The sequence below is a fragment of the Parapedobacter defluvii genome (assembly GCF_014642075.1).
GTDB classification, from domain to species: domain Bacteria; phylum Bacteroidota; class Bacteroidia; order Sphingobacteriales; family Sphingobacteriaceae; genus Parapedobacter; species Parapedobacter defluvii.
This window is the reverse complement of the sequence record NZ_BMIK01000012.1, coordinates 75118-100321: the sequence shown is the minus strand read 5'-3', so window position 1 is coordinate 100321 and position 25204 is coordinate 75118. Positions and strand designations below refer to the sequence as shown.

At 51.3% G+C, this 25204-nt stretch carries 19 protein-coding genes; all 19 read right to left on the bottom strand.

What is annotated here, in order from left to right:
* Nucleotides 1–68: 68 nt before the first annotated feature.
* The 19 genes from IEX60_RS16340 to IEX60_RS16250 all read right to left on the bottom strand — a co-directional run bounded on the left by IEX60_RS16340 (nt 69) and on the right by IEX60_RS16250 (nt 25193).
* A complete protein-coding gene (locus IEX60_RS16340; RefSeq protein ID WP_188752475.1) occupies nt 69–3479 on the bottom strand; it encodes a SusC/RagA family TonB-linked outer membrane protein in 3411 nt (1136 codons plus the stop codon).
* A 20-nt stretch (nt 3480–3499) separates the two neighbouring features.
* Nucleotides 3500–4057, bottom strand: a complete 558-nt coding sequence (locus tag IEX60_RS16335) for a hypothetical protein (protein WP_188752474.1) — start codon at nt 4055–4057, stop codon at nt 3500–3502.
* An 86-nt stretch (nt 4058–4143) separates the two neighbouring features.
* Entirely contained in the window at nt 4144–5229 is a 1086-nt protein-coding gene (locus tag IEX60_RS16330; protein ID WP_188752473.1) for an acyltransferase family protein, read from the bottom strand.
* Nucleotides 5230–5453: 224 nt separating this feature from the next.
* A complete protein-coding gene (locus IEX60_RS16325; RefSeq protein WP_188752472.1) occupies nt 5454–7697 on the bottom strand; it encodes a hypothetical protein in 2244 nt (747 codons plus the stop codon).
* Between the two features lie 21 nt (nt 7698–7718).
* Complete coding sequence (locus tag IEX60_RS16320) at nt 7719–8885, bottom strand: sialidase family protein (RefSeq protein WP_188752471.1); 1167 nt, start codon at nt 8883–8885, stop codon at nt 7719–7721.
* Between the two features lie 35 nt (nt 8886–8920).
* Nucleotides 8921–10720, bottom strand: a complete 1800-nt coding sequence (locus IEX60_RS16315; protein ID WP_229717604.1) for a purple acid phosphatase family protein — start codon at nt 10718–10720, stop codon at nt 8921–8923.
* Nucleotides 10721–10781: 61 nt separating this feature from the next.
* Nucleotides 10782–12203: a PhoPQ-activated pathogenicity-related family protein gene (locus IEX60_RS16310; RefSeq protein ID WP_229717603.1), complete on the bottom strand. Its 1422-nt coding sequence runs from the start codon at nt 12201–12203 to the stop codon at nt 10782–10784.
* Nucleotides 12204–12292: 89 nt separating this feature from the next.
* Complete coding sequence (locus IEX60_RS16305; RefSeq protein WP_188752470.1) at nt 12293–13420, bottom strand: sialidase family protein; 1128 nt, start codon at nt 13418–13420, stop codon at nt 12293–12295.
* A 20-nt stretch (nt 13421–13440) separates the two neighbouring features.
* Nucleotides 13441–14634, bottom strand: coding sequence for a sialidase family protein (locus tag IEX60_RS16300; protein ID WP_229717602.1), 1194 nt, complete (start codon nt 14632–14634; stop codon nt 13441–13443).
* Between the two features lie 61 nt (nt 14635–14695).
* Nucleotides 14696–15517 (bottom strand): HpcH/HpaI aldolase family protein, encoded by an 822-nt coding sequence (locus IEX60_RS16295; RefSeq protein WP_188752468.1) that lies wholly within the window; start codon nt 15515–15517, stop codon nt 14696–14698.
* 6 nt (nt 15518–15523) lie between these two features.
* Nucleotides 15524–17938: a beta-N-acetylhexosaminidase family protein gene (locus IEX60_RS16290; RefSeq protein ID WP_188752467.1), complete on the bottom strand. Its 2415-nt coding sequence runs from the start codon at nt 17936–17938 to the stop codon at nt 15524–15526.
* Nucleotides 17939–17959: 21 nt separating this feature from the next.
* The gene (locus tag IEX60_RS16285) at nt 17960–18898 is read right to left on the bottom strand and encodes a dihydrodipicolinate synthase family protein (RefSeq protein ID WP_188752466.1); all 939 of its coding nucleotides are present in this window, start codon (nt 18896–18898) and stop codon (nt 17960–17962) included.
* Between the two features lie 92 nt (nt 18899–18990).
* Nucleotides 18991–19872, bottom strand: coding sequence for a sugar phosphate isomerase/epimerase family protein (locus IEX60_RS16280; protein ID WP_188752465.1), 882 nt, complete (start codon nt 19870–19872; stop codon nt 18991–18993).
* A 1-nt stretch (nt 19873) separates the two neighbouring features.
* Nucleotides 19874–20683, bottom strand: coding sequence for an SDR family oxidoreductase (locus tag IEX60_RS16275; RefSeq protein WP_188752464.1), 810 nt, complete (start codon nt 20681–20683; stop codon nt 19874–19876).
* Nucleotides 20684–20703: 20 nt separating this feature from the next.
* Nucleotides 20704–21729, bottom strand: a complete 1026-nt coding sequence (locus tag IEX60_RS16270; protein WP_188752463.1) for a zinc-binding dehydrogenase — start codon at nt 21727–21729, stop codon at nt 20704–20706.
* The gene (locus IEX60_RS16265; protein WP_229717601.1) at nt 21708–22442 is read right to left on the bottom strand and encodes an orotidine 5'-phosphate decarboxylase / HUMPS family protein; all 735 of its coding nucleotides are present in this window, start codon (nt 22440–22442) and stop codon (nt 21708–21710) included. The genes IEX60_RS16270 and IEX60_RS16265 overlap by 22 nt, the downstream gene beginning before the upstream one ends.
* Nucleotides 22443–22447: 5 nt before the next feature.
* Nucleotides 22448–23080 carry a 3-keto-disaccharide hydrolase gene (locus IEX60_RS16260; RefSeq protein WP_229717600.1) on the bottom strand — a complete coding sequence of 211 codons (633 nt, stop codon included), beginning with the start codon at nt 23078–23080 and terminating at the stop codon, nt 22448–22450.
* A gap of 16 nt (nt 23081–23096) precedes the next feature.
* Nucleotides 23097–24545, bottom strand: a complete 1449-nt coding sequence (locus tag IEX60_RS16255) for a Gfo/Idh/MocA family protein (protein ID WP_188752461.1) — start codon at nt 24543–24545, stop codon at nt 23097–23099.
* A gap of 18 nt (nt 24546–24563) precedes the next feature.
* Nucleotides 24564–25193: a gluconate 2-dehydrogenase subunit 3 family protein gene (locus tag IEX60_RS16250; RefSeq protein WP_188752460.1), complete on the bottom strand. Its 630-nt coding sequence runs from the start codon at nt 25191–25193 to the stop codon at nt 24564–24566.
* Nucleotides 25194–25204 lie beyond the last annotated feature (11 nt).

The following is a 25204-nucleotide window of genomic DNA, read 5'->3' as shown; positions in this document are numbered from 1 at the left end:
AAAATGAGACTGCTAAAACAATAGCGCAGACTATTTTTGTTATCTTATTGCGTAGCATAGTTTACTATTTAGAAAGTTACACTAACTTTAAAACCAACCGGAATTACCCAGGGATTTACGTTATATCGTTCAATACCTTGGGCGAACTGCATACCACCCCGCGTATCACCTACCCTGGGCTGAAACGCATTTTCGGGGTCAATGTTTATTTTAGCTGCTGTCCACAACATGATATTTCTGCTGAAAACAGAAATGTTCACATCCTGCGCCTTTACTCGTTGTACAACTTTCTGCGGCAGGCTAAAGCCCAACGAAATCTCCCTTAATTTCAGGTAGGATGCATCGAATGTAGCCGTACGGGTAAAAGACCAGGGCGTTGCGCCAGCAAGGGGGAGTGTTTTGGTGCCTCCTTCTTTTCCGATATTTTCTCCCAGGTTCTCTACGTATTGACCCTGCTCATCAAGATATACCCCTGGAATGAACACACCACCATACGGCACGGTATAAGGTCCGTAAACAAAGGGAAAACTGTTATATTCCGGAGTAGGTCCACCAACTATTGGCATGGTACGTCCGTCCGATATAATCAGCCTATCCTGATTGGATACCAGGTAATCTCTTAATTCTTTCCCCTGAAGGACACCCGGGTTGATCAGTCTATCGTACGCCAGTTGCGAAAGGCCTCCCTCTTCCATATACCGGTACGTTTGCGATATAAAATCACCACCATTGCGCCAGTCAAATGTCATGCTCAAACTAAAGCCTTTATAAGTAAGCGATGTTTGTGCCCCCAAAACAAAACGCGGATTATAGTTTCCTACCTTATTTTTCGTATTTACGGCATCGATGCTCTGCCATTTCCCGGTGTTGTCCAATATGGGATAACCATAATATTTGCTGTTTTTATCGGTTACCGTTACGATCTGAGCATCATAGATGTCTCCCATTTCGTCACCTACATACGTCCAGGCGCCGCCTTTTGCTTCATTCCACGACGTGAAATAAGGAAGGTCATCAGATAGTTCGATCAACCTTGTCCGGTTCCTGGTAAAATTCACGTTAACATCCCATCGCAGGTTTCTGTTTTCAATGGGTGTGATGCCAAAAGTCATTTCGACACCCTTGCTTCTTAACAGGCCGGCGTTAATATTTTTCCGAATGACACCCGATGAAGGGGGCGTTTCGGTACTTAAAATCTGGTTCTTATTTTCGACCATATAGTACGTCCCCGCAAAGCGCAGTCGCCCACCAAACATCGCCAGGTCTATTCCCCCTTCGTACGAGCTCGCAATCTCAGGCTTTAGCTGGGCATTTTGCAGTATCGCTGAGGTAGCAAGCTGGGGTACTCCCGCAAATGTGCCTGCATTTTCCAACATCGCCATTAATTTATAGGGCTCCGTATCGTTACCTACCTGAGCCACACCGCCTCTTAACTTAAACAGGTTTACGTCGGATGACATTCCCAGTATTTCATTTAACAGCACGCTCAAAGAAGCGGAAGGATAAAAATAGCCGGCAGCGTCAGGAAGCGTACTGGACCAGTCATTACGGCCGGATACATCCAAAAACAGGTAGTCCTTGTAACTCAGGTTCAATAAGCCATATACACTGTTAACGGCTTTTTCAAATCTGGAACTTGACGACACAAGATTACCCATTGCAATATTGGAAAGCGTATAAACCCCCGGCGTAATAAGCCCATTGATGGAAGAAGCATTTGCGTTGCTCCCGGTCTGATAGCGATGGTTGCCTCCACCGGATACCGATAAATTAAAGTCTCTCAACTCCTTTTTGTAGGTCAGCAAAAAGTCGGCGTTATTTTCAAAGTTTTTAAGGTTCATTAATCCATACCCGCCGTAAGGATCCTCTGAATAACTTCTGCCTAATTTGGTTTCGCGCTCTTCAGCCAAATTATCTAACGAATACCTGGCCATAAAAGAGAAGGCGCTCGATATCTGCCAATCGGCCCTGATATTTCCAAACACCCGATCCCGTATAAAGCCGTTATTGATTTCATAGGCTAAGAAATACGGGTTATTAAAGGTAGGCGGTTTGCCGCTTGCTGCCAGCCGCGCCGCATCCTGGGATCTTTGCAGGTATCCTTCTTGTCCCGGCATCCAGTAATCTTTCATATCCCTGATATCGGTACTGGGTGTAACAGAGTAAGCCCATTGCAGTGGGTTAGCTCCCCTTTCTCCGGCAGGGCGGTTGTTGGAATTATTACGGCTCAGGTCCAGGTTGGTGCTTATTTTAAAATTTTTACTGGCTCTGACGTCGGCTGCAAGGTTAAAGGTATTCCGGAACAGGTCGGAGTTGGGTACAATACCCCGGTTTTGCATATTAGAGTAAGAAAGCCGGTAACTTACCAGGTTATTATTATTGGCTACAGATAACCCGTTAATGCTGGTAATGCCTGTTTGTACAAAGTTTTTGACGTTATCAGGGTGCGAAATCAACGGAGTTTTTATCTGTTTTCCGTTCTCGTCCACCGGGCTATTCCATTGCACTTCTTCATATCCTTTATCCAGTTCAGCACCATAATAGCCGTTCACCCAATCCTGTACCAAAGCACCGAAGGGGTTTGTAAGCAGGTTACCGCTTACCGAAACAGGAATAGCGGATATTTGCCCGCTGCCAAACTTTGATTGCACTTTTAGAAAACGATATGGTTGATCAAATACCGTGTTGGTATAGGCATTTATCGTTAGTTTCTGGGCTTGTCTACCGCTTTTAGTGGTAATGAGTATGACACCGTTGCCCGCCCTGGAACCATATAATGCCGCAGCGCTGGGCCCCTTCAAAATCGAAATATTCTCGATATCGTCGGGGTTAATGCTGGAGATGGAATTACCGTAATCCACCCGATTATCCACGCCATTGACCTGGGAAACATTATTAATGGTATTATTTAAAGGAGTACCATCCACCACAATTAGCGGTTGATTATCATTGTTCAATGAAGTAGCTCCGCGAATTACCATACTCACAGAAGATCCTGCTCCGCTTGTTTGGTTAATGGCCACGCCGGCAACTTTACCTGCCATCGCTGTTAATATATTTTCCTGTGGCACCCGTACCATCTCCTTTCCCGAAACTTCTTCAATGGAATAGCCCAACGCCTTCTTTTCCCGGCTGATCCCCAACGCCGTCACCACAACGTCATCCAATTGGTGCGAGCTGGGCGCCAATGTGACCCGGAGACTGGTTTGTTCCCCAACAATGACCTCAGTGGACTCATAGCCTACCGCAGAAAACCGCAGCACGCTCTGTCTGGTCGCCACCTGGATCTCGAATGTTCCATCGGCAGCAGTAACCGTAACACGGTCCGTCCCTTTTTCGGCCACGGTAACTCCCTGAATGGGCCCACTGTCGTCATGGACGCTACCTCTTACTAAGACCGTCTGTTGTGCCGCCATTCCCGCATCCAAGCCAAAAAGCAAGAGCACAATGACACTAAATAAGTAGTAATATCTTTTCATATTGTCTAGTTTTTTAACTGCTACTGTTTTTCAAGCAACAAGTTGAGCGGTACGTCCCCTAATCCGGGAAATTTAACGATCAACCCGACACTCATTTCCTTTTCGTTCATTGAATTGACCCAATAGGGTGCCCTGACATCTGCAGATGAGTATAAAGCGATAACTGCTCCATATACCTCCAGTTCCCATTTCCCTGCTTTTTCGGCTTGCGGCATAATGAGATCCGTCGCTCCATCAATGCTGTATGTACCATCGGCCCCGAACGTGAAACTGTTGTTTACGGTCGCTAAAAAACGATTTTCTCCCAATAAAGCGCTTAACAGGGCGTTGATCGTGGGATCGCTGATCATACTGCTACCCGCAATCAATGGTAATTTTGTCCCATCAGGCAAGTTTACCGAGGTGGATACACCCAACGTAATGTCCTGCTGCTTCCAACTTCCGGTCAACCAGACTTTCTTAATCGCGGCATAATCGGTTTCGGGTGCCTCCTTTTTGGAGCACGACCCGAAGAAAACTAGGGAACACAAGAACAACAGGCTTGTGCCCACTCTTTTGAACGTAAAAATCGACTTCATTTATGTGGCTTTTAATTGTGTTTATCTTATTCATCCCCGTTTGTTCGCTACCGGTGCAAAGTACTTTCTTCAGCGTTAACCTAATTTTAAATCTTGATAAAAATTTTCTGCCGATACAACAGATATACGAACACATAGCACAGTGCACATATTCCTACGGCCCAGAATAACGATGCCACTTGGGGCCAATTTCCACCTTCGATGAAATGGCTTACGTACCATGTGTTCAACCCTGCCAGCAGGGCCGGCAAGATGCCACCTATGACATAGGCAGTAATGGCGTTAGAGCCGAATACGACCCCGATTTTTGCCCACTTTTGCCGTCCCATTACCTCAATAACAAAGAAAAGCGAAGCGAATATCATCGCAGCAAGGCCCGAAGTATACAACACGTAGGAGCTTGTCCACAGGTTCTTGTTGAGGGGAAAAACCCATCCCCACATGGACCCCAGCAGGAAGGCCAATAGCCCACCTAGGTAAAGCCATGACACTTTCCGTTCGTGCGGCATGCTAGCTACCGACAACAGCTTGCCAACGAGCATCCCCGAGATTCCCGTGACCACCGATGGGAATGTACTAAGAATCCCCTCAGGGTCCCACGTTCCCTGCCACATGCTACCGGGAATGAGCAGGCTGTCTATCCACGCGACCAGGTTCCGGCCCGGTTCCATCACGCCCGTACCCACACCCGGAACCGGTACAAACAGCAACGCTACCCAATATGCGAGCAGCACGACGGCACCGATCACGGCCTGCTGCCTCCAACCGGTATAGAGAAACAGCAGTGCACACGCCAGGAATACAAGTGCAATGCGCTGCAATACCCCCGGCCAGCGTATTTCCGTAAAATCAAAATCAGGGAATAAGCCCAGCAAAACGCCGATCAGAAAGATCAATGCAGCCCGTTTCAATGTTTTCCCGATCAGCTCACGCTTTGTCCGGCCGGTCGCTAACAGCTTACCGTATGACAAGGTGATGGAGATGCCCACGATAAAGATAAAGAACGGGAAAATGCAGTCGGTAGGTGTGAGGCCATTCCAGGAAGCGTGCAGCAACGGAGCAAAGGCATGCTCTTCCGAACCCGGCGTATTCACGATGATCATCGCGGCCACGGTAAATCCACGGAAGGCATCCAGTGATCGTAAACGCTTACTTGCTAGTCTGTGTGCCATTTTTCTGTTTTTGGTATTGAGTTGGTTAGTGTATGGTTATGAACGCTTCTCCTCAAAAGTAGTCAATCACCCCGTGCCTTCTTTGTAGGATATTATCATTTGCATAGCGAATTTTAGCATATTATACACCAACAACCTATTGATTTTCAAGATGTAATTCATGTTAATCACACATAATTGCTACGTCAATAAATCATGAATTATGTGATTGGCCCATCGGACGCTCACGGATTGGCCGGAGCATCAATCACTCCCAGGTACCGGCCCATCCAATAGGGAAAGAGCCAGATGTCTCCGGCGCTGTTTTCAGCCACTCCATCGTCGCCACCATCCAGTATAAACCGGTTGCTATTATGGCGGGATATTTTCAATTCATCCGGTGGCAGCACCTCTTCGGTTGTTTGGGTCCGGAAATTCGGTGGCAGCAGCACAATATCCCGGCGGTGACTGTTCTGCATCGTCCATTGGATAAGATCCAGCGGATATTCCTGTAAATACCAGATCGCTTCATCGCGATCAAAATCTGCTGTTCCGGTTATTGCCGTAAAAATGTTCCATGCCCCTTCTTTTTCCGGTCTTTCTGCCTCCCAGTGATCCCGTATCGCTTCTTTGTATTTCGCTTTCAATGTGTCGTTGAACGCATAGCGATACAGACCCCAATAGCCCGCGAAGTACATTTCATCGTCTGAATGGTTCCAGGCACCCGAAAGCATCCGGCTCCAATCATCGGCATCTTCAGGAGCTTCCCCGATCTCAGCCATGGGGCGCAGCAGGTTTTCAAGGTACCCGTGGTTATCCATCAGGTCGAACGCCTTTTCTTTGTAAATGGACTTACCTGTAAAATGGTAAGCGGTCTGTAACATCGCGATGATGTTGGAAGAGTTCAGCTTCCGGTCGCCGACATTGGTTGGGAATCCATTTACATATTCGGGATTCCACCTGCCCCATGTCGTAGGCTGCCCGTCATAATCTACAAGATAATAGTCGTTTTTCACGATATGTCCCATCAGCGTATCAATCAGTCGGATCGCTTTTTCGCGGGTGTCGTTATGATCTACTAATTCCGCGATCACCCCGAACGCAAAGACATGCCCGATAACTTCGTCGCTGCTGGTGGTTGCTTTCCAGTACCAATCGGGGTGGTCTGCCAATTGCCAGCGTTCGGGGTCGGAAAGCACGGTGCGGGTGTCGCCCTTGCCACGGCGTTCAAAAGAACGCGCCGGAAATCCCGGCACGGGATTGATATCATACAGGCGGGCCATGGCATCCAATGACTCCATGCAGTTGTCCAGGGCCTGTTGTTCACCGGTGGTTGCATAGCGGAAGGCCTGTGCCGCCAGGTACAGCGAGGTCCATAAACCATCGTTGTCCGAGTCGCCCATGTAGCCTGTGCTTAAATCGCCCGCTTTCATACCGGTGAGCGTCGCGTTAAATCCGTTGCGGATATGCCGCTCCCTTACCTGCTGTTCGTAATACATCGCTTTGTCCAGCAGCGTCATCTGTTTGAAATGGATATTGGCCAGTCCGCCCTTCGTCAGTAGAAGAACCGATTGACCGGCACCGCTGGCGATATCGGTCACCTGATCGTCAGGTAGCCAACGCTTGCCGGCGTAGTAATCTATTTTCCCATCCTGCCGCACCGCAAAAGCACCCCGGTCCGTGCCAAACCAGTATTTTTCGCCGATTACCTTTACTAGGCCAATGTGGGGCCAAGGCAGCTTATTTTGCAACGCTCCGGTTACCTGTCCATCTTTCAGGCTGTACCTGAAATACCCATCGGATGTGCCTACGATCAATTGGTTGTTCCGCGCGTCCACATCGGCGGATGTAAACCCGCTTCCGTCGTGTATTTTTTCCAATTGGTTGGTTGCTGCAGAGAACCGGTATAGGCTCTCGGGCGTTACCAGAAAGAACTGGCTGTGATCGGTTGGATGGCCGATCAATTGCAGCACCTTGCCTCCCGGTACCTGCCCTTTCCACTTCACTGCATGATCCGCCAGGAAGTGTACCTGTTCTCCGTCCGTCACTAAAAATTCCAGGCTGTCGTTGGCGGCAAATGCCGTGGGGCTCGCCAACTGATGCTCGATATACAACCTTCCCGACCATGCATTGCTGAAAATTACACGGCTGTCCAAGTATACCAGCTCACCCCTACACAGTGCCATATCGACCAGTTGTTTGGCCGACATAAACCGATAGGAACGGTCTTCCGTGACATGTCCCGGATACAAAAAATGTCCATTGGAAGGATGTTTCAGTCCATCTGCTGCCAACACCTGCACTTTTCCGTCCCGGTTAACATACACCCGGCGGAATTCCGCCTGTTGGCCTTCATCTGCAACATACTTCACGCTATAATCTTGGGTAAACGCTGTATCCGCATAGGAAACAACAGCGGTGGGTGCAGGATTGCCACAGGTACCGGCCAGCAACGCGAAGGAAAGAATACCTGATAAATTTAGCTTCATAACAATTCGTTTGGATGGGATTTACGGTTTAACAGTAACATATTTAATGGCCTTTTCTTCACCGCGGAGGTGATAAGAATAACTGATATGGAGCCATCCATCGCTTCCCTGTATCAGCGACGGATAGGAATAGCGTCCTTGTTTCGACGCATCGTATTCGATCGGTAACTTCACGGGCCAGGTCTCCCCCTCGTCGTCGGAAAAATAAAGGTTCAACCGGTAGCGCCCGTCGTCTACATCGTTACCCAGCATGACCCAACGGCCGTCATCAAGTACCAATACATCCACACTTGCACCGTTTGGAATATCCGTCTTACGTGCCGCCGACCAGCTCCAGCCTCCGTCATTCGACTCACTGACCTGGACACGCGTTGGTGCATCGCCGCTATCCCGCATGTAAGCTACCAAGGTACCATCGGCACGCTTTGCCAGTGCCGGTTGGATGGGCCCGCGCCCCACAATGGGCAGGCTGGGCTTCCAGGAACGGCCGCCATCTTCCGAGATCGCCAGCAGCGAAAAATTGAATCCGTCCGAATAGAGCGGCAACAGAATCCGTTTCCCCGACACAAGGGGTTTGATCCGTGTCATCCACCCGATGCTCCGTTTCCCCGGGTCTTTGGTTGCTTCCATCGTCAGCTCGTCATATCTCGGAGCATATGCCGACCAGCCGTGATGCTGGGGCGGCAATTCACGGAACCTGGCAGCCACCTCGTCCACAAAACGTTCGTCGGGTTTCAGCAGGATATTATCCTGCCATTGCCATTCGGGGGCACCGCTTCCACCAAATGCCTGGGTTGACCGCACCCGCAGGATCGAGTTTTCCCACTGGTTGGCCAAAACGGCTATCCACACCAGAAAGAGCTTACCCTCGGCCATAAACAAGACCGGATTACAGTCCGGCAGATCCGGGGTATCCGCCAGTTCAAAGGGGGCACTCCATTTCTTATCTCCTTTTTTCAAACGTGCACCCATAATCCGTACGTCGTCCGCCGTCCGCTCCCCGCTTCCCTGAAACCAGGCCAGCAGAAAATCCCCGCCGGGCAGTTCCACCACACTGCTGCCGTGCACATGCTGTTCCTGCAACGGGAAGACAAGTACCGAATCTACAACCTCGGGTTGCCGGGCTGCCGCTGATTTGACGGCAAGTAACGAGAGTAAAAAAACAGAGGTCAACAATCGCTTTTTCATGATTAAATTTATGATTATCTTAAGGTTATCGGCTATTATTTAGCGAGTTCAAAACGATCTCGGATCTTTCCTTCGGCATCAACGCAGGTAAATGTCAACCGTCTGCCGTCCAGCTGGACATACTGATAAAGATATCCTTCTTTCAATACGTTAGCTGCATAGGGCTCTGACACCGAATCAGCATTTTTACCCCGTGTGCTGACGGACATCACGTACCTTGTGCCGCCTTCTTCCGCTTTTACAGGCTGACTATCCTTCATCGGCTGGGTACGCAGGTAATAATGGAAATGCCCGTTCATTACCAGATCCACCCCATACTTATCAAACAAAGGCACCCAGTTTTTTACAATATCTGGATACGGTTCTTCCAGGGTGTAAGGCGGGAAATGAAAAACGACAAATTTCCAAACCGCGTCCGTGTCCGATAACTGGGATTCAATCCAAGCGGCCTGCTGCTGCGCGGAAAAGCTGACGACGTCTAACATCAAAAACAGTGCATGCTTATACCGGAATGCATACGTGAAACCCGGCGGTTGTCCATCGGGTCCGTTTGCCGGGTAGGACAGCAGGTCGCGGAACATTCCTGCGCCCAGTCCATCCTGGCTGTCGTGATTGCCGGGTACTGCCATCAGTGGCTTCTCTCGGAAAATCCCCCCCGAATAGGCAAACAGCGCATCCCAATCATCGCGGTGTAAACCGGTGTTGACAAGGTCGCCCACAGCGAGGTAAAAGTTCGTTTGGGGATGGTCGGCGGCAGCACGTTGCGCAAGTTTCCCCCATGCGGGGTCATTATGGATGTCGCCAAACCATGTGAAGGCAAATGTATCGGTGGCATCCGGCATAGCAAACACCCCAGTCTCCCCGGCGATATCACCCTGTCCGATCCGATATTCATAAGCCGCACCGGGCTGCAGGGAATCAAGTTGTACGCGGAACCGGCTTATATACCGGTCATTGCGTAACAACCGGTCCTCCAGCAACGTGCCAGCTACATCAACCCGCATGGTATCGTCCGTTCCAGATTTCCAGTACTTAATCCATCCCCGCTTTACATCCGGTGCGCACCGCCATTGGACCACCATGCCGCGCGCTGTATTTTCGGGCAGGGTGAGCACCACTTGATCGGGTATTCCCGCGGATGGAAACGCCGTCCTCCGGAACGCACCGATGACATGCGCTTCACGGGCACGCCCCCGTATGGTGGGCAACAGTTGCTGCCCTCTCAGCGGCCGGGGCACGTCAGTAAGCATCAGTTCATCCCAATCGTGATAGACAAACGCACCCGTGTCCAGCACGGTGATGGCCTGTTTTTCAGGCAGGATTGGGGTAATGTTGACTTTTTCTCCCGGATGCTGCGGAGCTACCGAAACAAAATAAACCGGGCGGTGCTTGTCGAATCCGTTGATTCCAAGCCCTACCTCACCCGCCGGAAAACTTTTCTGCCATACCTCATAGGTGTACAATTCATTCCGGACGGTGTAGGCCGTCTTTTCGAAACCAGACGCCACCAGCCAGAAAGGCACCGAAGCCTGTGCACTGTCGCGCATGAGGGATACAACCACCGGAACGTCTACCCCGAACCGCCAGTAGTTTTCAGCAAGCGCGGTCTGTTCTTCGGGACTCACGAATTTCAACACCAGATTTTCATCCAAGCCATTGATCAGCCGGGTATCCCATTGCGCATAAATACGCGTCACCAAGCTATCCATCACACGTTTCACGGTGAGTTCTTCCAGTCGTTGCTCCGGCGCACAGCCAGCCACAAGGAGGATGCCCCATACGAAGCATCCAACTACTTGTTCCGCTTTCCGTTTTATACTGTCCAAATTCATCATACTGAACACCGATCACTCACTGCCGACCACGGACCACAGACCCCCCATCACCGATCACCCATCACCGACCACCGATCAAAAACGAATGACTGTCTGACACAAAGACCCGCGTACTCTGGGTATATAGCTCTCCATTTGTGTTGCGGTATTTCAGGTCTACGTAGAAGGCTTTGTAACCCGAAGTGGGCAACGTTTCCTTCACCTTGAATTTCCGCTTGTGTACCACGGGCAGTTCACGACTCACCCAGGTCTCATCCCGGAAGTCCTGATCGTCCGACACCGCACTCCAGATAACCGCTCCCTCCAATTTCGGTTTCGTTGCCCGTATTTTCAATTCCAGCGCATCCTTTCCCACCGATGTTTTGTAATCGGTAACCGGGTAAGGCTTATGCTGCAGGGTAAATCCCCAGAAGGATGACAGCGCCTGAAACGCCTGCTGTTTATCCCCCAGGTCATGCCCTTCGTTAGGCACATAGTGAATGTAGTAAGGGCCGGGCACGCTGTCGATGTAGTGCTTCACCGCATCAATGACCCAATACTGATCATTGGTACCCATAAATAACATCTTGGGTTTGTTAAGCTGTTCCTTGTAGGAATACGGATCGATCATCTGTGCCAATGTGCGGCCACGGTCGCTCCCGATGTCCTGCACCAGGCCAAGCGCCACATAGTCCTGTATCTGCGGACTGTATTCGTGCCATACCTCAACCTGGTAATTGAGGTTAACCGGCATATTGAGGATATCGATCACCATCGGGGCCAACGCTTCCACCCGGTTGTCTTGCGAGGCGGTCAGCCAGGTTGTCCAGCCTCGTTTGGACAGGCCGGAAACCACAAACCGCTCCACCGGTTTTGCGGAACGGCTTGCGGCAATTTCCTGCACCGCGTCCATGCCCCGGATCGCGCTTTTAACCATCGGAAACAACAATGGCCAGGAAAAGTCTCCATCTTTTTGAAACTGATGGAGCGTATACGAAATCAACTCGTCTTCTACCAGGCCCCCATACAGCGGCTGATTGGGCACCTGCCGGAGGACCGCCGCCACGGCTTTATTTTCCTCGGCAATCCGCGCAACGTCCTGTATCAATCCATCCTTCGCTAAGTCGTTCCATTGGGGCATCGTTGGATCTTCTTTCTGCATACGGCCACTGCTGACGAAAAGCAAACCACCGTCGTATGCAATTTCGTTGGGAACGATGACATTCAGTTGATGCCGCCAGGTATGCTCCCGCCAGCGCTGCGAGGTAAGCAGCACCTGGAAAATGGTCCCTTTATCGTATACCAGGCTATCCCGGATCTCCCATGCGTACGCCTGATCGCCGTTGTTCAGGTAACTGCGGAGGGCCGTCCGGGGTGTGATTGCGCCTTGCTGGCAAAAACCTTCTCCCGCAACAGTGCAGATCAGGAAAAATGCCAAAAAAATTTTTCCGATCGTACGTGTTAACGTCTTGTTTCGGAGAAGTGTCATATGGATACACTGCATAAATAATCGATTTTATTTCAAAAATACCCGAGAATTTGCCTGCTATTATGTAAAAAGTTGCCGAGAGATTATAGCATCTTATCTTCGGATTACAATCGCTCCGGATCCAGCACAACATGCTTTACAGACCTGCGGTCGTACGTATAGGTGATGTGCACTTTACCGTCGGCCGACTGGATAACGGCGGGATAAGCATAACCGTCTTCAATGGGCTCGTTTTCCAGCGTCATGACCGGCGTCCACGTATTTCCATCGTCTGACAACGCTACGTTCAGCATATTCCGTCCCTTGGGTTCTTCTCCCTGCCTTGTGGAATGATTGTATACCAGCAACTGCCTGCCATCGCGTAAGGTCACCGCATCGGTTCCCGAATTTGGATTCGGCAAAGCCGTAGCCGTCATTTTACTCCACGTCCGCCCCTGGTCTTCTGACCAGCTTTGCACCAGCACATCCTGGCGGCTGCGGCAGATTACTTGCAATTTACCATCCGGATAGGTCAGAATACTGGGTTGGATGGCGTCAAACTCCACACCGTCGTTAATCGGGCCAACCACTTCCCACGTTTGCCCCAGATCCCTGCTGATTTCAAAGTAAACACGCCAATCCTGGTCCTCACCGTCCTCCTTCGGGTATTCGATACTTGTCGGGTTGATAATCGTTCCATCTGCCAACTGAATGGGTTTATTTTTGATGGGCCCGAGTAAATGACCTATTTTCGCATCTTCACCCAATTTCCGGGGTTCCGACCAGGTATTTCCATTATCTTTCGATGTTATAACCATGCCCCACCAGGTTTGCGGACTGGGCCCTACTTTATAAAACAGCATAAGGTCTCCGCCTTTCGGCTGAAACAGTACCGGATTCCAACAGGGGTAGCGAAGTGTATCGTTCTGCACACCATCTGCCACCTCTTTGGGCCAGGACCACTTGCCGTCCACCCGATGGGACACCCAAATCCCCACATCGGGATGGCTTTCGTAGGTGCCTGCAAAAAAAGCCGCAACCAATCCATCGGGCGTTTCGACTAGCGTAGATGCATGGCACTCGGGCGTAGGCTTGTTATCCAGGGGATAAAGGAGTTCGCCGCTCACGTAAGCGGCATCCGTGGTATCCGCTTTGGGCGGCAGTTTAAAGTTCCCGGCGACATTGTTGGGCGGGGAACATTTCAGGCAAAAGAGGACGAGAGCGGGTAAAAAGATCCTTGCTTGCTTCTTCATGTCTATGTTTTTGTTTGTGTTTACAATGTTTGCTTTGCTTTTTTCCGGAAGCCCTCAATGCGGTGAAATGTCAGGAAGTTTGCATCGTGGTTGTTGTTTGCCAACTCCTTCCCGTCGTCGTACGCCGTCCGGCTGGCTACGATCAGGTCTTCACCTTCGATAAGCCAGTCGACATACTGAAAGCCATGATTGATCACATCGGGATGCTGGAGGATAATCTCGTGGACTTGCCAATTGAGCAGATCGTCCGAACTCATGAGCGCAAGCGTATTCCGGAAGCTTGCGGCGTTTCTCCCGGGATATTGTTTCCGGAATGCCTCGGGAATGCTATTGCTCAACGTCCAATAACGGCCGGACTTTTCGTCAAAACGGATCGCAAATTTTTTACTCCCCCCCGGGAAAGGTATAAATCCGGTCTCCGGATCAAACGAAGCGACCTTTCCGTCGGCACTGATCCTGACCATTGCCGCTTTCTCCTCGTGCGTTGTACGGTCGTCCACCCGAAGAATATCCACTATACCTCCATCCGGTGCCACAACGGCATTCCCTTCCAGCCAACCTGTAAAGTTTCCATTTAGGTAGGTTGAATCGTAAAGCAACGGATTGCTGGTGGTCCAACTGCTGGCTTTTAACAGATCGGCATCAACCGGCGCCGACATCATCATGGCACCGTACCGCTTGCCCCATTCCTGAATCGGACCGTAAGCGGTCTCCATTCCGCGCCATAGGCGGCCGTTGTGTTCAATCACCGGTACCGGAGCACAGTGAAACATGCCTTTCAGCAACAGCCCATCCTCCGTCCCGGTTGGACGGGTCCAGGTAGCTCCCCCATCGTCCGACCGACGGATCAGGACCGTCCCGTGATGACGGTCGGGTCCGAGCAGATACAGCGTACCGCGGTTCACAAACAAGCTGGACCAAAATGCTCCCTGGATTTCGCTGACCTGTTTCCATGTCTTTCCCTTGTCTGCCGAACGGTAAACGCGCGTCACGGCCTGCACAAATTCCGAACTCTCCGGTCCAAAAAGATCATGGGATGCAACATAATCCCCGTTCGGTAAAATGGCAATGCTGGGCGAGCCGATATATTGCTGCGTGGAGGCGGGTTGATGGGCAATGACGGTGCCGGGGACTCCGCCTGAACCCATGTCCTGCGAAACCGACGGAATGATCCATCCAAAATTTATTCCTAGTAGTAACAAAAGCCTTTTCATAATCTTGTTCATTGGTTCTGCCCAAAAATATCAAATGATTTCGGACGATGACCGGAATTTATCAGATAACTGTTGCCATCGTATCCGGTTCACCGGAATGATGCGTATGACCCAATAGATTTTTGATGTATTTCATATCGGATGCCAACCGCTGACCGAACAGCGCTATGTCAGAACTGTGCACAATGATATTTGCACCGTGCTGTGCCCATTTCACCTGCCTGTCCGGTTCCATCGAAAAATGGATACCTACCGCTATACCGGTGGACCTGCACGACTTGATAATATGGGAAACAGCCTTCTCAAACTCGGGATGGTCGTATTCCTCCGGTAATCCCATGCTGATCGAAAGGTCATGCGGGCCAATGAATACCGCATCCAATCCCCTGACAGCCAGCAGGCTATCCAGGTTGCTCAAGGCAGGCACACTCTCTATATTGGCGATCGCTATGTTGCCGCTGTTATACCCTGCCAGATACGTTTGAAGCGTATCGGGCACGGTTTCTGGCTTCGCCCTATATTGTTCCATCAGGGCACCCTTCAATGGTCGGTATTTTAATGCATAAACCAACGATTCAATTTGTTGTTCGGTTTCCAGATACGGGGCAACAACTCCCTGTGCACCCGCATCCACGGCCTGACAGACCAGCGTGTCGTCAGCAGTGCCAACCCTCACAATCGGTGCAATACCCTGCGCCCGGTAACCGTGGCATAAATACGCCAATTGAGACCGGTCTAAGGGGACATGTTCCGTATCCAGAAACACAAAATCAAGCCCCGCCTTATTCACCAGGGCCGGCCATTGGGGGCTATTTACCGTTACACAGGTTCCGTATACCGGAGTTCCGTTCTTGATTTTTTGATAAAATCCATTTGTATCCATAACCGACTAGTTACGTTCTTTCCTTGTCAACCATAGTTCAGCTACCTGCAATCCACGCTCACCGGGTTTGCACCGCCATTGAAAGGTCACCTTTCCATCCGATGTTGCGGCCTTCGGCACGTCAAATTCATATACTTCACTTCCCGAGACCGGCTGGTATCCGTGTACCGGCAGTCCGTCTGCATGCAGCGATATATTCGATTTAAACCGCCCTGTATACGCTATTTTTACGGAATAATTAGCATGGGTATCCAGCTCGCCGTAATGGATTACCAACGGATGATCGTACAGGACCGTGGCCTGCTTCATCCATGCTTTGGGTTCAGCCGCTCTTTCCGAGGGTCCTTTTACCTTGATGTTGAAGCCGTGGCTGGCCGACTGTAAATTTCCGGGGTCGGCGAACCATCCCTTCCCCTTCTCAACCCGCTGCCACGATCCGGCTTCCGAAAAATTGTCGTATATCCCCCCCGGCCCCGGATCTGTCCGCTGTAAAATACCGGCTAATTGTTTTACTTTTTCTGCAACGGAAGGAGTGGACAGCAACGCTTCCAGCTGTGGCAACAGCCAGGGCGCATCGTTCAGTGGCATATCAATGTGATCGATGAAGTTACCCCGTTCTTCATAGCCGTGGTGGCGTTCCACCGTCAACTGTGTACCGATACTTTCGTAAAGCGAGTCCGCCAGCTCCAGGCACCGTTGCCGCCAATCCGCGCAAACCGGTTGCGAGGCTCCCTTTTTCAGCAAGGCGATGGCTTCCGTAAGGGCGTTGTCCACCGTTTCAGGTGCTGCACCTCTTAAGACGTCCCACGCTTGCTGTTCCAGGTAGGTTTCCCAGGTCAACCGCCGGTAGGTATATGCATCGAAATATGCCCGTATCAACCCCATCTGAAAGCGGGGATTCGATGCCTTTCCTGCCGGAGAATGCTGTTCCAGGTAGCGCCACTTGTCCAGTGTACGGATCATGCCGCCGTTGGTCAAAGGGGAACCCCGGAGGTTATCCTCCAATGCGAAGATGGCGAGCACAAAGGGTTCGACAAGCAGCGGGTCTAAAAACAGCCGGGCGTAATCGCGCAGGGTCTCTACCACCGGTGTTGACGAATCCCAGTCCTGGTCGGACCAAACGAATTTATTCACATCATCGTTTGTTCCTTCGGAATAGGTGATGCCCCCAATAGCGTATGATTCAAATAAGTTATGGATGTGTTTAAATTCCCGCGGGCGGGGGTTGATGCTCTCGCGCCCCAGTGTCAGTGCCCATGTTAAATCGAAATCCGGAACCGGATACTGGCAGCTGATGTTGTGGGTGATATCTGGATACCGCCGGATCGGTATTTCCGGGGAAAGACGGTTTCTGATTTCGGCAATCGGCATGCTGACCCACGGCCCGAATACCACGCCACCGAACCATTCATGGCGGCGGTTTGCCTGTTCGAAAAATACGTCGAACCAGTGGTCGGTCTGTTTGAACGCCTGCGGGGAAATCCATATTTTGCTATCCGGATGATAGTTGCGAAGCACCTCGGCTACCTGTCCGACCCATCGGAAAAGCGTGTCCACTTCCAGATCGCCCGGATCTCCGCCGGGTATAAATAACGCGTCCAGCCGGGGTAACGCCGCAAATACTTCTTCCCGCTCGGCCAGCTCCGACTGGATGCCTGCGGGACTGTCGTAATCTTTCCCCACATTTGGGTACCACATGCTGACATCCAGCCCATAGCTATCACAGATCCTTGATAATTCAACCATCATCTGTGCCGGTGGCAGCTTCATGATCGGATGCGTCGGATCGTCGTCCGTTCGGGGAGGTACTAGCTCAATACAATTCACGCCAAAGAGCGCCAACTCCCGGATATACTGGTCAAACTGCGCAACAGAAAAAGCATCGTATGCGTTATTTTTGGGGCGGTAACCCAATTGATGGCCACGGATGGGATTTTTGGGTGTCGTAGCTAACGAAAAATGGTCCGGAAACAACATGGAATCGGGCGTTATTGTTGCTTTTCTGAGTAACTTGCCGACGCCAAATAACAAGCCCCTTGCATCTTTTCCCATCACAACAACAATCTGGTATTTTTTTAGGGCAATCAGCCGGTATCCTTCAGCGCCGATGTGTTCCATCTCCCCCACGGCTTCCTGCACCACCTGAGGTAGGCGTTTGGTATCCGATTCGAGGGTTAAGATAATGCCGGGTTTTTTTCCAAGTTCCCCGGAAGACATCATCGGAAGGTCAATGCCGCTCCGTTTGGCAATCTCCTCAAGCAAGACCGATTGCGTCCGCAAGAGCTGCTGCTTATCGGTAACGAAATTGCAGATACCGCCCGCTGACAAGTCGATATACGAAAGTCCACGCCCCTGGGCATAACCGATAGGGGTTACTGCAATCCACAGTCCGACGAAAAATATGGCATTTCCCAACTTCATCGTTACCAATCTATTGGGCCCTTATGCCAATAAGGGCTTTAGCTCAATCTGCTCCATCAATTGCTGAAATTGCACATAAAGCGAGTCTATCTGCCCCCTGACTGACGCATCAAATACACCGGCATTTTTCCGTGTAAAGGTTGAGATGGGCAGTCCTCTTTTTTGCAGGAAATATTTGGCTACGATCGGGTACACCGCATGCATCACATCCATGCGTTCGACAAAAAATTGCCGTACCCGCTCAACCTGATCTGCCAGTTCATCGTCATCGAAGTGGTTACACAGCCAGACAACCAATTCCGGATAATAATTGCCCTGGATACACGATAGACCCGCGGAACCTGCTTTTAACGACTCTACGGCATGAACCATATACGCATCATACAAACCGAACTTGGATACGGCCTTTGTTGCATCCAGCTTTGCCCTGATTTGTTCAATATCCAAACAGGTATCTTTGTGATAAATGACACGTCCTGTACTGACAAAGCGCTTCAGTTGCTCCGCAGTCAGCACCCGTTTAAAGGGTTCCGGACACTCGTAGAATCCCAGTGGAATACCCGGCGTGGCGTCAAGCAATTGTCCGAAACGTTCATCAAATACGTCTGCGCTTTCCGATTCCCCTGCCAGCATGTTTGTAATTACGATGACGGCATCCACTCCTGTCTCATACATCCGTTTTACGAAATCCGCCTGCTTTTCCACCGGACCGCCAAAGGTACCGGTAGCAACTACCGGCACTGCGCCGTCTGCCACCTGCAACACCTGCTTGGTGACAGCTAATTGCTCCTCTTCCGATAAATTAAACATTTCGCTCGATTGGCAGTTGGCAAATAAGCCTGCTGCGCCCGCCCCGAGGTAAAGCTCCGTAAGTTTCGTCAATCCACTAAAATCGACCGCACCACTTTCCGTAAAGGGGGTTAACATAACGGGAATGTATCCCTTATCTTTTTTGCTCATTGATATACTTGGGTAATATTGTAATTGATAAACAAATATAGCCCAAGCGACTGCAGCAGTTCTATATCAAATTTGCGGGATATTATAGGATGTTACCAGTATTGCCCGATTTTCCGGTTTACGAAATCTACGCTCCTTTTCAATTGATCCATACCGTCCACGCCGTCTTCGATGCTGATCCAGCTGTCGAAACCAACGGACCTCAACGTCGTGAAAATAGCATCATAATCGTTGAGTCCTTTGCCGATTTCGCCATGCCTCAGCACAGACGCATACCCCTCGCTGTTATCTTCCATCTTCCGTAGGTCATCAATGGTTCCGCCCACGAGATACCGGTCGCTGGCATGCATCGTCTTGACTCGGTATTTCACCTTTTCCAGCAGTGCCAACGGGTCTTCACCCGCAAGGAAGTTATTACTGGGATCGTAGTTTACTCCAAAATAGGGATCATCGATCGCCTCGACGAGCTGACAGAATACGGCCGCTTTCTGCGCGAACTCCGGGAATTTCCAGAAGTCGTCTTTGTAATGATTTTCCAGAATTAAGGTAATGCCAAGTGTTTTGGCGTATTCAAGGCACTCCCGGATCGAATCCGCCGCCAGTTTTACGCCTTCGTCCAGCGAAAGCTCGGGCCGCCGCTGGCCGGACAGCACACGGCAATAACGGCCTCCCAGCGCATGCGTCATATCGATCCATTGCTTCTGCTTCCGGATCTGTTCCTTCCTGAATGCAGCATCGGGATGGGTAAAATCCGGCGAGCAGCACATCATCGGTATCTCCAGTCCGGCGTCGCTTACGCGGCTGCGGTAACGGGTCCAGTTGCGGGAGTCTTCCATTCCCAGAAACCCGGCGTACCATTCCAGTCCGTCAATTTCCAGCGCCGATGCCAGATCAATCCATTCGTCAAGCGTCATTTCTCCCGTTACACAAAGCGCTTTCATAAAGGCTTTCGGAAATACAGCTAATTTGGGCATATCAATCGATGTCTAACGCGTCTACGTTTTTTTCGGGATTTCTTCCGATGATGGGATGCTGTTCAAGTTCAATCGCGTGTCCGCTTACAGGCCCCAGCAGATCAGAAAGCCAGAATACCGCGGAGTTTGCAACTTCCATCGGATCCAGTAACCTCCGGGCGGGCGCATACATCGGAGAAATAAGGGTATACCAATCCGGAGGCAATCCGTGACCTACCTTCCGTTCCTGTTCTTTTTCGGTCAGCACCCATCCCACATTCAGTTGGTTTACCCGTATCCCCAAATCCCGGTGCAACGTATCTCCCAGGTTTCTGGTAAGGGTCATCAAGGCCCCTTTTGACACACTGTACGCCAATAAATTCGGTTCTCCGGCATAGGCATTGACCGAGCCGATATTCACCACCGCCCCCTTGGTTTCCGCCAGATGCGGCAGGGCCGCCTGGATGATGGAAAACGGTGCCAACGAATTCACCTCTAGCACCTCCCGGAACAACGCAAGTGTCGTATCGTGCACATTTGACGAGACCACGTAGGCCGCATTGTTGACGATGCCATTGATCTTGCCGAAACGGCGTATCGTGGCCTCCACCAGCTCCGGTGCAAAGTTGTCGCGCGTTACGTCGCCGACAAATGGTTCAACCCGTTCCCCGCCGTCCAGGTAGGCCAGCGCATCGGTCCGGTTCCGCTCACTCCGCCCGTGCAGCAGCACCCATGCCCCGGCATTCAGGCAAGCCTTCGCAATTGCGAGTCCGATTCCTCCAAATGCGCCGGTGACGATGATCACCTTGTCTTTTAATAGATCGTTTTGCATGGTTGTTCCTCCCGATTGGTTTATTTCGGTATCAATACACTTTTTATGACTTCCCCGTCCTTCATCTTGCGGAACGCCACTTCCCATTCCTCCAACGGCCACATCCCACCGACGATTTTGCTTATATCCAGGCGGCCCGTGGCCAACAGCCGGATCACCTTCTCCCACACGGGCCAGTTGTGGCTGAAACTGCCCTGAATACGTACGTTTTTCTGCACGATGGGATCCAGTGAAAACCCGATGGGCTGGGGGCCCCAGCCTACTTTAACCACCTGTCCGTTGGGCCGAACCCAGTCGATGGCATTTTGGAGCGTATGGCTGATTCCTGCGGAATCGATCACACAATCGGCACCCATTCCGTCCAGCTCCCTTGCCCAGACACCTGCATCGCCGGTGAGGGGTTGTATTCCATAGGCCGCTGCAACGTCCAGCCGCACACGGTCACTTTCCAACCCCACGATGCCCACTTCGGCACCCCTTAACTGGGCCATCAGCGCGCATAACATCCCGATGGTACCGGGGCCGATAACCAGCACGCGGTCTCCTGGCTTGATATCTGCGTTATTCACCACCGCATTGTAAGCTACGCTGCACGGCTCGGTCAGGCAAGCTTTCTCGAACTCCAGTGTATCCGGTATGCGATGCAGGCAACGGGCGGGCACCGCCACATATTTGGTCATCGCACCGTTGACGCCGTAACCGAATCCCTTGCGCGACGGATCAAGGTTATACAGCCCCACTTTTGATAACGGGTTATCCGGGTTGATGATGGCCGCCGTTTCACTGACTACGCGGTCGCCGATCTTCCAGTTTTTTACATCCGGGCCGCTTTCGCGGATGACCCCTGCAAATTCATGGCCCAATATAACCGGGTAATTGACCTCCCAGCTGTGACTGGACGTCCATTGGTGCAGATCACTGCCACATACGCCCACGCTCTTTACTTCCAGAATCACCTCACCGCTTTTCGGCGAAGGTTTGGGCACCTTCCGGAGCTCCACCGAACCCTTTTGGCGATCGAAATTTACGACTGATAAAAACTCCATGGTTGTTTATATTTCTTGTTGATTGACTGCGAATGGATGTTTTTGCAGATGGTACGCAATACACCGGGAAGATCGTTGCTGCTCGACGTTTTGAACGAGTCGGCATCAATCGTAAGGGGCGCTCCAAGCACCACCAACGGCGCACCGTAAGAAGGGCATGAGATGGCCTGGTCAATGGACAACCCTCCCACGGCCTGAACGGGTACATGTACCGCTTCCACCACTTCGGCAAGTTGGTCCAGCGGACTGGGACAGGCCAAACCCTGCGCCACCAGTCCCCGCCGTTCGTCGTAACCGATGTGGTGGATCACGTAATCGCATCCCAGATCTTCCAGAAACCTGGCGCCGTCTACCATGGAGTCGCAGGCGAGGTTATCGCCCATCACCTTCACGCCGAAATCTCGCCCGGCCTGTACCACGCATTTGATGGTTTCCGCATGGGCCCTTCCCATGACCACAACGTGCGTTGCGCCCGCTTTGGCCATCATCTCTGCTTCCAGGTAACCGCCATCCATGGTTTTCAGGTCGACCACCAACGGTGTATCCGGAAATTCGCTTCTCAGCCGGCGCACCCCGTGCAGGCCCTCTGCCAACACGAGCGGGGTGCCTACTTCCAGCCAGTCTACCCCGGCCTGCAAGGCGATATGAGCGGTATTCACCGCTTCTTCAATATCCGTAAGATCCAGCGAGATCTGAACAATCGGTTTCATCATACGTGCTAATCTAAAATTTTTACCTGAATATCTTTATACTTTACTTTTGAACCCGGATCGTGCGCCTGGATGGCGAATGTTCCGGAATCCAAGTAGCGCCCGAAATGATCTTCCTTCCTTACCAACCGGCTTTTGTCGGCCATCTGGGTATAATCCACCAGGGTGGTGCCATCCACTTTTATAACAACGTGGTTATCCACCACTTTGATATACAGCTCGAACCATTTCCCATCGACCGCGTACTTATCCGCAATATCTACCACATTGTACAAGCTGCCCGTACGGATGGGATCCCGATGCGAATTATTGACCTGTACCTCGTAACCATAGTTGGGAAACCCTTTTTCCTGGAAACGGGTGTGGAAGTAAATGCCTGAATTGGCATTTTCGAATGTGTACACCTGGGCCTTGAATTCAAAGTTCTTGAACACATGGCTACCCACATCGCCCATATAATACAGGTGAGACCGCGGTCCTTCCTGTACGATGCAGCCGTCTTCGACACGGAAGGATGATTCGTTTTCGCTTGCTTTCCATCCGTTTAATGTCTTGCCGTCAAACAGTGGCATCCAACGACCCGTTTGTGCTGCCACGCCGGAAAACCACAGGGCAAGGCCGCAGATTAAATATATTTTCAACGTCATCACGTTATAGCTATAATTGTCCCCAACCTTTTCTGTATTCCCGCTTCACAAACTGATTGGCCTCCTCGTAGTTGGTAATCCGCATGTTCTGGCTGTCCCACTTCATCAGCTTGTTGCTTCCCGGGTAAATGAACCCTTTACCGCTGGGACGTGGTTTGGGGATATCAGCCACCCGTATCGCCAGGTTGGCCATCAACACCGTTTCCGTCAGCGGACCCGATAGTTCAAAGGGCGCACTTAGTTTGGCATTGCCATAGCCGGCGATTGCTCCTTCAACCCACTGTGCATAGTGTCCATCCGCACCGTCTTTTACACGCTCATACCGCTGCGGAACCGTTACTTCCTTGGTTCTCGAAACCGGGATCAGCCTCGGATTGGCAGCATATTCACTGGCCATCATTTTTCCCTTCGTACCGATAAACAGGATGCCGCTGTTGCCATCCCCCATGATTTCCTCGGCTTCGAGCTCATCGGGGCGCATCGGCTTGATTCCACCATCCATCCAATGCAGCTTTATTTCCCCCTGCGTTTTGCTGGTTTTGGGAAAAGTCAATATCGCGTAGCCCGACGGCGGGCAGCTGTCCTTAAAGTAACCCCGTTCTCCGAAGGCCGTATAAACGCTGCCAACAGTTGCCTGCACGTCAATCGGATATTTGAGATCCAGCACGGAAAAGGGAGCTTCCAGCAGGTGGCAGCCCAGATCACCCAGCGCTCCGGTACCGTAATCCCACCATCCCCGCCAGCTTCCGGGTATGAGCCCGTCCACATATTCTTTGTAGGGAGCCGTCCCGAGCCAGAGGTCCCAGTCCAGCTCTTTCGGAACAGTGGGTGATTGGGCAGGCCATGGAATCCCCTGAGGCCACACGGGCCGGTTTGTCCAGGTGTAGACCGTATGTACATCGCCGATTATACCCGCATCAAACCACTCCCGGAGCTGCCTGACCCCGTCTCCCGAAGCACCCTGGTTACCCATCTGGGTTACTACCTTGTATTTTTTTGCCGCTTCGGTCAGTTTCCGTGCCTCATAGATGTCATGGGTCAATGGCTTTTGGACATATACGTGTTTCCCGAGTTGCATGGCGCCCATGGCAATGATGGCGTGATTATGGTCGGGCGTAGACACAGACACTGCATCGAAATGTTTGGATTCCTTATCGAACAGTTCCCTCCAGTCGTGGTAATACTTCGCTTTGGGGAACCGTTCCCGGGATTCCTTCGCCATCCGGTCGTCCACGTCACATAAATAGGCAATTTCAGCTTTGCCGCTATCGTAAAAGTTTTTCAGGTCACTTCTTCCTTTGCCCCCTACGCCGACACCGGCGATCAGCAGTTTATCGCTGGGTGCGATAAATCCTTTGCCGCCCAATACGTGGCGGGGCACGATGGTTACACCCGCAACCGCGAGGCTGGCCGTGCTGATGAAATCCCTTCTGGACTGTTTCTTACTGTCTTGCTTCATATTTTTGGATTTTTTGGTTTACGTAATTAAATGCGTCAGGTGATATTGCCGGAGGACATCCGTGGGCACCCCTTCCCATACATTCGGCCGGTTACCCACGTATCCCAGGTATTCGATGCCCGCTTTTGTCGTAAAATATCCCGAAGCTGTCAGCTCTCTCAACAGCGCAAAAAATGCGATGCCCGATTGCAATTCGCTGCTTTCCGGTTCCGGATAGGCAATGCGGTCCAGCACTTGCGTCCGCTGATCAGCTGTGATCCCCGTGAAAGCACCCCGGAATTGCTGTTGGGAGTAATCGTCTATCCACTTCAATCCATCCCGCATCGGCTGCTGCAATTCCGGTTGGTCTTTTACGATAAACTCGATGAAATCGGGCACCCCCACGCCGGAAGCAGCCGGGGAATCTTCATCCGCGGGTATGACCAGATCCACCAGTTCGGTAAGCGTTTCTTTTTCATGCTGATCAAAGAATGTAAACGAATTCAGTTCTTCAAGCCGCTCCCGTTCCCAAAGCTCCCTGCCTTCCTTCAGTTCCAGATTGATCCGGGAGATTACCCGATCTGTTTTTTCGTTACCACATCGGTGAAAAAGAAACCCGCTTGCCACCATGGACACGCCAATGGCTTTCAGGGCATCTCTTCGCTTCATTTTATTCATCG

Bases quoted from the DNA above. Each gene is read 5' to 3' on its own strand.
- IEX60_RS16315 (WP_229717604.1), bottom strand. From the start codon at position 10,720: ATGATGAATTTGGACAGTATAAAACGGAAAGCGGAACAAGTAGTTGGA.
- IEX60_RS16310 (WP_229717603.1), bottom strand. From the start codon at position 12,203: ATGCAGTGTATCCATATGACACTTCTCCGAAACAAGACGTTAACACGT.
- IEX60_RS16300 (WP_229717602.1), bottom strand. From the start codon at position 14,634: ATGAAAAGGCTTTTGTTACTACTAGGAATAAATTTTGGATGGATCATT.
- IEX60_RS16280 (WP_188752465.1), bottom strand. From the start codon at position 19,872: ATGCCCAAATTAGCTGTATTTCCGAAAGCCTTTATGAAAGCGCTTTGT.
- IEX60_RS16250 (WP_188752460.1), bottom strand. From the start codon at position 25,193: ATGAAGCGAAGAGATGCCCTGAAAGCCATTGGCGTGTCCATGGTGGCA.
- IEX60_RS16270 (WP_188752463.1), bottom strand. From the start codon at position 21,729: ATGGAGTTTTTATCAGTCGTAAATTTCGATCGCCAAAAGGGTTCGGTG.
- IEX60_RS16285 (WP_188752466.1), bottom strand. From the start codon at position 18,898: ATGAGCAAAAAAGATAAGGGATACATTCCCGTTATGTTAACCCCCTTT.
- IEX60_RS16330 (WP_188752473.1), bottom strand. From the start codon at position 5,229: ATGGCACACAGACTAGCAAGTAAGCGTTTACGATCACTGGATGCCTTC.
- IEX60_RS16305 (WP_188752470.1), bottom strand. From the start codon at position 13,420: ATGAAGAAGCAAGCAAGGATCTTTTTACCCGCTCTCGTCCTCTTTTGC.
- IEX60_RS16290 (WP_188752467.1), bottom strand. From the start codon at position 17,938: ATGAAGTTGGGAAATGCCATATTTTTCGTCGGACTGTGGATTGCAGTA.
- IEX60_RS16320 (WP_188752471.1), bottom strand. From the start codon at position 8,885: ATGAAAAAGCGATTGTTGACCTCTGTTTTTTTACTCTCGTTACTTGCC.
- IEX60_RS16340 (WP_188752475.1), bottom strand. From the start codon at position 3,479: ATGAAAAGATATTACTACTTATTTAGTGTCATTGTGCTCTTGCTTTTT.
- IEX60_RS16275 (WP_188752464.1), bottom strand. From the start codon at position 20,683: ATGCAAAACGATCTATTAAAAGACAAGGTGATCATCGTCACCGGCGCA.
- IEX60_RS16265 (WP_229717601.1), bottom strand. From the start codon at position 22,442: ATGATGAAACCGATTGTTCAGATCTCGCTGGATCTTACGGATATTGAA.
- IEX60_RS16335 (WP_188752474.1), bottom strand. From the start codon at position 4,057: ATGAAGTCGATTTTTACGTTCAAAAGAGTGGGCACAAGCCTGTTGTTC.
- IEX60_RS16325 (WP_188752472.1), bottom strand. From the start codon at position 7,697: ATGAAGCTAAATTTATCAGGTATTCTTTCCTTCGCGTTGCTGGCCGGT.
- IEX60_RS16295 (WP_188752468.1), bottom strand. From the start codon at position 15,517: ATGGATACAAATGGATTTTATCAAAAAATCAAGAACGGAACTCCGGTA.
- IEX60_RS16255 (WP_188752461.1), bottom strand. From the start codon at position 24,545: ATGAAGCAAGACAGTAAGAAACAGTCCAGAAGGGATTTCATCAGCACG.